We start from the raw sequence: 10,924 nt of genomic DNA, 5'->3' as shown, positions 1-10,924 counted from the left end.
AGCGGCTACAGGAATTGGTATGCCTTGCAGGCGTTGGTGTAGCCGCTGGCGAAGCCTGCGATCGAGCGCGAAGCGGTCGCGCTCTTGAGGCTTCAGCGGCTACGGGAGGATGGTCGGGTGAATCAGGCGTTGCGCTTGCGCTCGGCGGCCAGGCGTTCGGCCAGCGCATCAACATCGGCGACAGGCGCTTCGGGCATCTTGCGCAGGGTGGCCTGCATCAGGCGCATCTGCCGCAGGAAGCGCCGGCAATTGGGGCAGAACAACAGGTGATGGCGCTGGATCAGGCGCTGGCGAAAGCTCAGCTGACCATCGAGATAGTCGCTGGAGCGTGCCACTTGTTCCTTGCAGGTCAGCATTGGCCGGTCTCCTCGAAGTGCTCCACCGTGGCAAAAATCTTCAGCCGCGCCCGGTGCAGCAGCACCCGGACATTGGAGAGGGAAATGTCCAGAAGATTACAAATCTCCTCCAACTCCAGGCCCTGGCGCTCGCGCAGGGTCAACACGCTGCCCTGCAGTTCCGACAGGCTCAGCAAGGTGTGTTCCAGGCATTCGCGCAGCTCGGCCTCGGTGAGCAGGGCTTCCGGGGTGTCGGCGTGCCAGGCGAACGGCGCCACCAGCCAGTGACCGTCAGCGGAAGAAAAACGCTCGTCGCCAATGGTGCCATGGGGGGACGGCAAGTCATCCAGCAGGACTTCCCGACGATTTTGTTTGTAGCGGCTTTTCGCCGAGTTGGCGGTGATGGTCAACAGCCAGGTCTTGAGGCTGGAGCGCCCCTGGAAACCCGCCAGGTTGCGCACCACCGACAGCCAGGCATCCTGCACCACTTCGTCGGCGTGGCGCTGGCCGACAATGGCGTAGGCCACGGCGCGCATCGCGCTCTGGTAGGTGCCGACCAGTTCCTTGTAGGCCTTTTGCTCGCCGGCCAACAGGCGTTCAAGCAGTTGCGTGTCGTCAGCTGCGGACATTCATGCCTCGTAATCGGAATCAGGGATCGCAGCCGCCCAGCGCCGCCGGCCCCATGCAGGAGCCGACGGCCAGCGCTTCAGCGGCTGCGATCCATAAGACTGTCAACGCTTGCGCAGAAGCACACTGCCAATCGAATAACCGGCGCCGAACGAGCTGAGCACCGCCAGCGAGCCGCTGCTCAGGTCATCCTGGTTCTTGTGGAAAGCGATCACCGAACCGGCCGAACTGGTGTTGGCGTAGGTGTCGAGAATCACCGGCGCTTCCTCTTCGGTGGCTTCGCGGCCCAGCAGTTTCTTGACGATCAGGTGGTTCATGCTGAGGTTGGCCTGGTGCAGCCAGAAACGCTTCACGTCGCTGACGTTCAGCTGGTTTTCCTGCAGGTGCTCGGCGATCAGTTCCGCCACCATCGGGCAGACATCGCGGAACACCTTGCGGCCTTCCTGCACGAAGAGTTTGTCCGGCGCGCCGATGCCCTCTTCCGCGGCGCGGTTGAGGAAGCCGAAGTTGTTGCGGATGTTGTTGGAGAACTTGGTCAGCAGCTTGGTGCTGATGATGTCGAACTGGTACGGCGAGGTGGCCAGGTCAGCCCGTTCGATGATCACCGCGGTGGCTGCGTCGCCGAAGATGAAGTGGCTGTCGCGGTCACGGAAGTTCAGGTGGCCGGTGCAGACTTCCGGGTTGACCATCAGGATCGCCCGGGCCTGGCCCAGTTGCACGCTGTTGCAGGCGGCCTGGATGCCGAAGGTGGCCGAGGAGCAGGCCACGTTCATGTCGAAACCGAAACCGGCGATGCCCAGGGCTTCCTGGACTTCGATGGCGATGGCCGGGTAGGCGCGCTGCAGGTTGGAGCAGGCGACAATCACCCCGTCGATGTCCGCGGCGGTCCTGCCAGCGCGTTGCAGGGCCTGTTCGGCGGCGCCGATGGCCATCTGGCAGAGCACCGACCATTCGTCGTTGGAACGCTCGGGCAGACGCGGGGTCATGCGCTGCGGATCGAGGATGCCGTCCTTGTCCATGACAAAGCGGCTTTTGATGCCGGAGGCCTTCTCGATGAAGGCCGCGCTGGATTCGGTCAGGGCCTGAACGTCGCCGCGCTCGATCGCTTGCGCGTTGTCGGCGTTGAACTGATGCACGTAGGTGTTGAAAGACTCCACCAGCTCTTCGTTGGAGATGCTGTTGGCCGGGGTGTACAGGCCAGTGCCGCTGATGACGACGTTATGCACGGTCGTTCCTCTATTCTGTTCAGGCAGAAGGTATTGGCACCGTCGTACCAAACCGTAAATGGTCTATCCCGACTGGCGGAATAGGACCTGACATCGCTTTATTCCGCTTTGCCCGGGCGGCGAACGCTCAAAACCGCGGGGCCGGCATTTATAACGGCGAAGTTTGCCATAAACGCCGGCGTTTGGCCCTATCGGCAAGCGTAATCGCCGCCATCACAGATCGCTGTAGCCGCTGCCGCAGGCTGCGATCGACCTCGAAGAGGGCGTGCTCCCTGAGATCGCGGGAAGGTCCTTCGGACCTTATCGCAGCCTGCGGCAGCGGTTACAGGCGTCGTATCAGGCTTCCACCTGGCTCCACTGCTTGTTCAGGCGCTTGTCGGAAATCGGCGCCTTGGTGCCCAGTTGCTGGGCGAACAGCGACACTCGATATTCCTCCAGCCACCAGCGGTACAGCTCCAGCTGCGGGTCGCGCTTGCCTTCCTGGGCATGTTTGCCGGCGCGGGCCTGGTACTGGTTCCACAGGCCGGCCAGTTCGGTACTCCAGACCCGGTCCTTCTGCACCTGGCTGCCGAGTTTCTCGAAACGCAGCTCGACGGCCTTGAGGTAACGCGGCAGCTCCTTGAGCCATTGCGCCGGGGTCTCGCGGACAAACCCCGGATACACCAGGTGGCTTAGCTGCGACTTGATGTCGTTCAGCGCCACCGCCTGGGCCAGGTCGATCCTGCCCTTGAAGCGCTTTTGCAGGCTGTGCCAGAGCTTGAGGATATCCAGGGTCAGGCGCGCCAGGCGCTCGGCGTGCTCGGTCCAGCTGCCGCGCTTGCGTTCGGCCAGCGACGCCAGGCCGGCGCCATCCCGGGGCAGGCTGTCCTCGCCTTCCAGCACGCAGCTGTCGAGGCTGGCCAGCAGGATGTCTTCCACCAGGGCGTCGACGCGCCCCAGTTCGCGATACAGCAGGCCCAGCTCGGTCAGCCCCGGCAGCTTGTTGCGCAGGAACTTGGCCGGCTCGGCCAGCTGTTGCAGCAACAGGCGCTGCAAGGCGCGACGATGCTGGAACTCGGCTTCGGCCGGGGTGGAGAAACGCCCTTCCTTGACGGTCCCGCCTTCTTCTACCAGCGCCGGATACACCGTCATCGACAGCCCGGCGATCTTCTGCTGGGTTTTCTCCGCCACCGCAGCGAACACCTTGGCCTCCACCGGCTGCTGGCTTTTCGCGGTTTGCGGCACGGCCAGGGCGGCCTGGCTGGCTTCGGCGAAACGCGCGGTCAGCTCGGCCAGGTCGCGGCCTTCGCCGAGGAACTTGCCCTGGGCGTCGACGATTTCCAGGTTCATCCGCAGGTGGCTTTCCACCTGTTGCGCCGACTCGGCCCAGGCCTCGTCGCTGACCCGTGCCCCGGTCATGCGCAGCAGCTCGCGACCCAGCGCCTGGGGCAGCGAGCCCTGGGCGAAATCGATACGCGCCAGGGCCGCCTTGACGAAGTCCGGCACCGGCACGAAGTTCTTGCGCAACGCCTTGGGCAGGTTGCGCACCAGGGCGATGCACTTGGCTTCCACCAGCCCCGGCACCAGCCATTCCAGACGCTCGGCGGGCAAGGCCGGCAGCAACGGCGCCGGCACCCGCAGGGTCACGCCGTCCCGTGGATGGTTGGGCTCGAAGTGGTAACTCAGGGCCAGTTCCAGATCGCCGATCTGCAGGGTGTCCGGGTACTGCATGGCGGTGACTTCGCTGGCCTCGCGGGCCAACACGTCTTCCTCACGCATGATCAGCAACTGCGGGTCTTTCTGGCTGTGCACCCGGTACCAGCTGTCGAAGGTCGCGGTCTGGTGGATCTCCGCCGGCAGGCGCGCGTCGTAGAAGGCGAACAGGGTTTCCTCGTCGGCGAGGATGTCGCGGCGCCGGGCCTTGGCTTCCAGTTCGTCGAGCTGTTCCAGCAAGCGCGTGTTGGCGCTCAGGCACTTGGCTTTCGACTGGATCTCGCCACGCACCAGGCCTTCGCGGATAAACAGCTCGCGCGACACCACCGGGTCCACCGGGCCGTAATGCACCGGGCGGCGGCCGACCACGATCAGGCCGAACAGGGTGATCTGCTCGTAGGCCACCACCTGCCCGCGCTTCTTCTCCCAATGCGGTTCGAAGTGGTTCTTCTTGATCAGGTGCCCGGCCAGCGGCTCGATCCAGTCCGGTTCGATCTTCGCCACCATGCGCGCATAGAGCTTGGTGGTTTCCACCAGCTCGGCGGTCATCAGCCACTGCGGACGCTTCTTGCCCAACCCGGACGACGGGTGCACCCAGAAGCGCCGCTGGCGAGCACCGAGGTAGTCGCCCTCCTCGGTCTTCTGGCCGATCTGGCTCAACAGGCCGACCAGCACCGCCTTGTGCAGTTTCGGATAGTCGGCCGGCTCCTTGTTCAGGCTCAGCTGCAGGTCGCGGCAGATCAGGCTCAGCTGGCGATGAGAGTCGCGCCACTCGCGCAGGCGCAAGTAGTTGAGGAAATTCTTGCGGCACCAGTTACGCAGCGGGCTGGCGGTCAGCGCCTGGCGCTGCTCTTCGAAACCGCGCCACAGATTGACCAGCCCGGCGAAATCCGAATCTGCGTCCTTCCATTGCGCGTGGGCCTGGTCGGCCGCCTGCTGGCGCTCCGGCGGCCGCTCGCGCGGGTCCTGGATCGACATGGCGCTGGCGACGATCAGCACTTCCTGCAGGCTGCCCAGCTTCGCCGCTTCCAGCAGCATGCGGCCCATGCGCGGGTCCACCGGCAGCCGCGCCAATTGGCGACCCAGCGGCGTCAGCTGGCTGTTGCGGTCCACAGCCGAGAGTTCTTGCAGCAGGTTGAAACCGTCGCTGATGGCCTTGCCATCCGGCGGCTCGATAAAGGGGAACGCGGTGATTTCACCGAGGCGCAGATGGAGCATCTGCAGGATCACCGCCGCCAGGTTGGTACGCAGGATCTCCGGGTCGGTGAATTCCGGACGGCCGTTGAAATCTTCTTCGCTGTACAGGCGCACGCAGATGCCCGGCTCGACCCGGCCGCAGCGGCCTTTACGCTGGTTGGCGCTGGCCTGGGAAATCGCCTCGATGGGCAGGCGCTGGACCTTGGCCCGGTAGCTGTAGCGGCTGATGCGCGCGGTGCCGCTGTCGATCACGTAGCGGATGCCCGGCACGGTCAACGAGGTCTCGGCGACGTTGGTCGCCAGTACCACCCTGCGGCCCGGGTGCGACTGGAAAATCCGCTGCTGCTCGGCCGGCGACAGGCGCGCATACAACGGCAGGATTTCGGTGTGCTTGAGCTGGGCCTTGCGCAGCATCTCGGCGGCGTCGCGAATCTCCCGCTCGCCCGGCAGGAACACCAGCACGTCACCCGGGCTGCGACGCTCGCTGCGCTCATGGGCGGCGATTTCGTCGAGGGTGGCGAGGATCGCCTGGTCCACCGTCAGGTCGTCCTCGACCCGGTTGCCCTCTTCGTCCTGCTCCAGGGTCAGCGGGCGGTACCAGGTTTCCACCGGGAAGGTACGGCCGGAGACCTCGACGATCGGCGCGTCGTCGAAGTGCTTGGAGAAGCGTTCCAGGTCGATGGTCGCCGAGGTGATGATGACCTTGAGGTCCGGACGCCGCGGCAGCAGGGTCTTCAGGTAGCCCAGCAGGAAGTCGATGTTCAGGCTGCGCTCGTGGGCTTCGTCGACGATGATCGTGTCGTAGCGTTCCAGGTAGCGGTCGTTCTGGGTTTCCGCCAGCAGGATGCCGTCGGTCATCAGCTTGATCAGGGTGTTCGAGTCGCTCTGGTCCTCGAAGCGCACCTGGTAACCCACCAGGGCACCTAGCGGCGTCGCCAGCTCTTCGGCGACCCGGCTGGCCACGCTGCGCGCGGCGATCCGCCGAGGCTGGGTATGACCGATCAGGCCGTGCTGGCCGCGACCGATTTCCAGGCAGATCTTCGGCAGTTGGGTGGTTTTACCCGAGCCGGTTTCACCGGCGATGATCAGCACCTGGTGCTTTTGCAGCGCCGCCTTGATCTCGTCGCGCTTGGCGGCGATCGGCAGGCTGTCGTCGTAGCGAATCGACGGCACGCTGGCGCGCCGCGCCGCCACCTGGGCGCAGGACGCCTGCATGCGTTCGACCCACTGCCCAAGCTTGGCCTCGTCGGGTTTCTTGCGCAGCTCAAGCAACTGCCGGCGCAACCGGTGGCGGTCGGCGAGCATGGCTTGGTCGAGGTTTTTCAGCAGTTGGTCGGTCATAAAGGCAGCTACAAGCTTCAAGCGAAAAGCCGCAAGATTAACGCAGCTTTACGCTTTTAGCTTGCCGCTTGTAACTTGCCTCTTGCCGCTGCTCCCTCTATTCGTTGTCCCGGTCCTTGCGCCGGTACGGGAACACATCGATCACCTTGCCGGCGCGAATGGCGTCCTGCAGGCCTTTCCAGTAATCGGCGTTGTACAGCTCGCCGTGCAGCTGGTCGAACAGCTTGCGCTGTCCGGCGTCGGCGAACAGGAACGGCGGGAATTCCTCGGGGAACACGTCCAGCGGGCCGATGGAATACCAGGGCTCGGACGCCATCTCGTCCTCCGGGGTGCGCGGCGCCGGGATGTGGCGAAAGTTGGCTTCGGTGAGAAAGCAGATCTCGTCGTAGTCGTAGAACACCACCCGGCCATGGCGGGTGACGCCGAAGTTCTTCAGCAGCATGTCGCCGGGGAAGATATTCGCTGCGGCCAGCTGCTTGATCGCCAGGCCGTAGTCGTCCAGTGCCTCGCGCACCTGGGCCGGGTTGGCGTGGTCCAGGTAGAGGTTGAGCGGGGTCATGCGCCGCTCGGTCCAGCAGTGGCGGATCAGCACCGTATCGCCCTCCACCGACACCGTCGACGGCGCCACTTCCAGCAACTCCGCCAGGCACGCCGGATCGAACTTGCCCAGGGGAAAGCGGAAGTCGGCGAACTCCTGGGTATCGGCCATGCGCCCGACCCGGTCGACGCTTTTCACCAGGCGGTACTTCTCGATCACCGTGGCGCGGTCGACGTTTTTCGACGGCGAGAAGCGGTCCTTGATGATCTTGAACACGGTGTTGAAACCCGGCAAGGTGAACACGCTCATGACCATGCCGCGCACGCCCGGGGCCATGATGAACTGGTCGTCGGTGTTGGCCAGGTGGTTGATCAGCGCCCGGTAGAACTCGGACTTGCCGTGCTTGTAGAACCCGATGGAGGTGTACAGCTCGGCGATGTGCTTGCCCGGCAGGATGCGCTTGAGGAAACCGATGAACTCCGCCGGCACCGGCACGTCGACCATGAAATAGGAACGGGTGAAGGAAAAGATGATCGACACCTCGGCTTCGTCGGTGATCAGCGCGTCGATCTGGATGCCCCGCCCTTCACGATGCAGCAACGGAATCACCAGCGGCCACTGCTCGTCGTGGGTGTAGATGCGCCCCACCAGGTAAGCGCCCTTGTTGCGGTACAGCACCGAGGAAAACAGCTCCACCGCCAGTTCCGGGTCCTTGCACACCCAGTCCGGCAGGTTCTCCCGCAGCTGCGACTCCAGGCGCCGCAGGTCGCCGGACAGGTCGGCATAGGCCTCGCTGAAGCGGTAGTCGACGAAGATCTGTTCGAGCATCGTCGACAGATGTCCTTGCGGCCGGTAGGTGCGGGTCTGCGCGGCCCGGGCGCGGCGCAGGCTCGGCCGCGTGGTGTGGATGAACATGCAGCCGTCGCTGATCAGGTCGTGGCTGAACAGGCCGCAGAAGGCCGAGTTGTACCAGGTCTCGGACAGCTCATCGTCGAAGCGCAGGTCGATAAGGCTGATATAGGCGCTTTTCACCAGCGGCCACTGATTGACGTCGAGCAGGGTCTCCAGGTCGAACGTCGTGCGCAGGCGCTGCACGGTCTCGCCGACCTTTTCCTCGTACAGGTTGATCCGTGCCGCCGAGGCGGTCTGTGCCTCCTGCCACTGCGCTTGCTCGAAGCGGGCCCGGGCACCGTCGGTGATCTGGCGAAAGTGCTCGCGGTAATCGTCGAAGCCATCGAGGATCGTTCGAGCGATATCGGCGGCGGGCCATTTCTGCGGCATGGTGAGACCTCTGCGGGAATTCGGAAAGGCCTGAGCTTAGCCAGTGAACCGGGTGCAGGAGAAGTGCAATTTTTCCGTAGCGAGAAGGATCCCGCCCATTCGACCGCAAGATAGCGATTGCTCGCGTCCCGTCTCTCGGCAACACTCTCGCCCTGCCGAAAAAAGGGCCGTTGCAGGGGCCATCAAAGGAGTTGCGCCGTGAGACTTGTCGATACCCTGCGTTTGTTGTCCCTGGCCGCGATCTGGGGCGCGAGTTTTCTGTTCATGCGCATCATCGCTCCAGTGATCGGCAGCATTCCCACGGCCTTCTTTCGCGTCTCCATCGCCGCCACCGGCCTGTTGGTGATCCTCGCGCTGATGCGCATCAGCTGGGACTTCCAGGGCAAGTTCAAGACCGTGCTGCTGCTTGGCGTGATCAACTCCGGTATCCCCGCCACCATGTATTCGGTGGCGGCCCTGGTGTTGCCGGCCGGTTATTCGGCGATCTTCAATGCCACCACGCCCTTGATGGGCGTGCTGATCGGCGGGCTGTTCTTCCACGAGAAACTGACCCCGCCAAAAATCGCCGGGGTCAGCCTGGGCCTGTTCGGCGTGGGCATCCTGACCCGCGCCGGCCCCATGACATTCGACCTGGAACTGCTGCTGGGCGCGCTGGCCTGCCTGCTCGCCACCACCTGCTACGGTTTCGCCGGCTTCCTCGCGCGGCGCTGGCTGGACCAGGCCGGCGGTCTCGACAGTCGCCTCTCGGCCCTGGGCAGCATGCTCGGCGCCAGCCTGTTCCTGCTGCCGATCTTCGCCTACAGCACCATCAGCCAGCCGCCCGCCAGCTGGGGCGGCTGGAGCGTCTGGCTGTCGTTGCTGGGCCTGGGGCTGGCCTGCACCGCCTTTGCCTACATCCTGTATTTCCGCCTGCTGAGCTCGATCGGCCCGGTCAAGTCGATGACCGTGACCTTCATGATCCCGCCGTTCGGGGTGTTGTGGGGTGCGTTGCTGCTGGACGAGCCACTGTCCATGGCCCACTTGTATGGCGGCGTGCTGATCGCTGCGGCCTTGTGGCTGGTACTCAAACCGGGAGCCCGGGTCGCCTCGCCCCAGGAACTGGCGGATCGCTGATCGCGTCGATTCCCCAGCATTGCGAGCGGTCCTGAAACATGGGCGCGCTCGCCACTTGCACAACAGTCTCGATCAGGCTTGAGCAGAATCGAACTGCATATCGGACACCGTAACTTCCGCCCTTCGGCAAAAAAACTTAAAACAATAAAAAACCATCGTCTTCTAAAAAACAAATACTGCCCTCTCAATAAAAACATCCCCTCAAGCAAAAAATCATTACCCCGCCGTCTTTATGTTTTATCCCCTTCTTTTGCCCCTCGTCCAAACCCCATAAAACTTGAACACAATTCGCAAAAAAAGCCCGCACCAGACAGTTCCACTGATAACAACAACGAACTAACCACAACCAACAAAGATTATTCTCGACCACCATAAAGATATTTCTGAAAAGTTTAAAAAAAGCTCCCAACCTCTCTCCCCACGTATATTCCCGCCTCCTTCTTTATTAAGTTACCGGCCCGCTCACAACTTTCCGGACAACTTGATCAGTTATTCAACGCTTATGAACAGATCACTCAGGCCGCACTGTTACAGCACCGGTCCTATTGCACTTCATAGCCAGAAAACTCCTCTGCCGGCCGGGAAGCGCCTCGCGCCTCTGTGCAGCCATCGAACGCTTTCACCCCTCGGCGCGCGCCGCTGATCCCTAGCGCACCCGACGCCGTTTCCACTCCTCCGACCACACAGGCACAGCCTTGGAAAAGAAGACCATGACACCCCACAGTTTCAGACCCTCCAGCACCGCGCTCGCCGTCGCCCTGGCGTTGAGCACCTTCGCCCCGGCCGTACTCGCCACGACGAACTGGACCGGAGACGCCCATCACTTTGCCTATGACGAGGACGGCAACGCCTATCGCGTCAACGACAGCAACGCCTGGGAAAACAGCGGTAACTGGAGCAACGGCGCTCCCGCCAGCAATGAGGCGGTCAATATCGATCGACCGCTCCCCGGGCTGAGCAACCAGGTCGCGCAACTGGACAGCGCCCGAACGGTCGGCAGCCTGAACGTTGGCACCGCCAACAACGGCCTGGGCCAATTGAATGTCGGCGGCAGCGGCAAGCTGAATGTCGCTGACGGCTTCACCCTGGGCACCGTACAGGGCGCCACGGGCAAGGCCACCTTCAACAACGGCGCGACCTTGAACACCGGCGGCGACCTGATCGTCGGCAAAGGCGGCTCCGCCGACCTGAACCTCAAAAGCGGCTCCCGAGCCCACTCCCAGGGCGACACCCTGATCGGCTCCGAGCGTGGCGCAACCGGCACCCTCATCGCCGACGGCGGGTCAACCCTGACCAGCGACAAGCGCCTGGTGGTCGGCGGCGCCGGCAACGGCACCCTGCTGGTCAAGAACGGCAGCCAGGTCAACAGCCAGGACAGCATCATCGCTGCCGACCTGGGTTCCACTGGCACCGCCAGCGTCGATGGCGCGGGCAGCCTCTGGAAAACCCTCGGCGACATGACCGTGGGCCAGTCAGGCAACGGCTCGCTGTCGCTCACCAACGGCGCCAAGGTACAGACCGCTGGCAACACCGTGATCGCTGCGCAAAAAGGCTCAAGCGGTAAGGTCAGCGTC

Annotated in this window: 6 protein-coding genes and 1 pseudogene; 2 read left to right on the top strand and 5 right to left on the bottom strand. The window is 63.6% G+C overall.

All coding sequences use genetic code 11. The features are described from left to right. Window positions 1-122: 122 nt before the first annotated feature. From PVZ80_RS29985 to aceK, 5 genes are all read right to left on the bottom strand, one after another. Window positions 123-356 carry an anti-sigma factor family protein gene (locus PVZ80_RS29985; RefSeq protein ID WP_009047594.1) on the bottom strand — a complete coding sequence of 78 codons (234 nt, stop codon included), beginning with the start codon at window positions 354-356 and terminating at the stop codon, window positions 123-125. Continuing rightward, window positions 350-964 carry an RNA polymerase sigma factor gene (locus PVZ80_RS29980; RefSeq protein WP_016702619.1) on the bottom strand — a complete coding sequence of 205 codons (615 nt, stop codon included), beginning with the start codon at window positions 962-964 and terminating at the stop codon, window positions 350-352. Before PVZ80_RS29980 ends, PVZ80_RS29985 begins: the two co-directional genes overlap by 7 nt. Before the next feature lie 102 nt (window positions 965-1,066). Continuing rightward, window positions 1,067-2,188, bottom strand: coding sequence for a beta-ketoacyl-ACP synthase III (locus PVZ80_RS29975; RefSeq protein WP_124354655.1), 1,122 nt, complete (start codon window positions 2,186-2,188; stop codon window positions 1,067-1,069). A 336-nt stretch (window positions 2,189-2,524) separates the two neighbouring features. Further along, window positions 2,525-6,418, bottom strand: a complete 3,894-nt coding sequence (hrpA, locus tag PVZ80_RS29970; protein ID WP_028681875.1) for an ATP-dependent RNA helicase HrpA — start codon at window positions 6,416-6,418, stop codon at window positions 2,525-2,527. A gap of 97 nt (window positions 6,419-6,515) precedes the next feature. Continuing rightward, on the bottom strand, window positions 6,516-8,237 hold the full coding sequence (gene aceK / locus PVZ80_RS29965) for a bifunctional isocitrate dehydrogenase kinase/phosphatase (RefSeq protein ID WP_009047590.1): 1,722 nt from the start codon (window positions 8,235-8,237) through the stop codon (window positions 6,516-6,518). Window positions 8,238-8,435: 198 nt separating this feature from the next. On the opposite strand from aceK, the gene PVZ80_RS29960 reads away from it, so the two are divergent. Together PVZ80_RS29960 and PVZ80_RS29955 are read left to right on the top strand one after the other, a co-directional pair. Next, on the top strand, window positions 8,436-9,350 hold the full coding sequence (locus PVZ80_RS29960; RefSeq protein ID WP_028681873.1) for a DMT family transporter: 915 nt from the start codon (window positions 8,436-8,438) through the stop codon (window positions 9,348-9,350). A 710-nt stretch (window positions 9,351-10,060) separates the two neighbouring features. Continuing rightward, window positions 10,061-10,924, top strand: a pseudogene (locus PVZ80_RS29955) (autotransporter domain-containing protein); the annotation flags it as partial.

The organism is Pseudomonas sp. B3G-3 (assembly GCF_028640915.1).
Lineage (GTDB): Bacteria > Pseudomonadota > Gammaproteobacteria > Pseudomonadales > Pseudomonadaceae > Aquipseudomonas > Aquipseudomonas chlororaphis_I.
The sequence above is the reverse complement of the archived record's forward strand: the minus strand, read 5'-3'. Positions and strand labels throughout refer to the sequence as shown.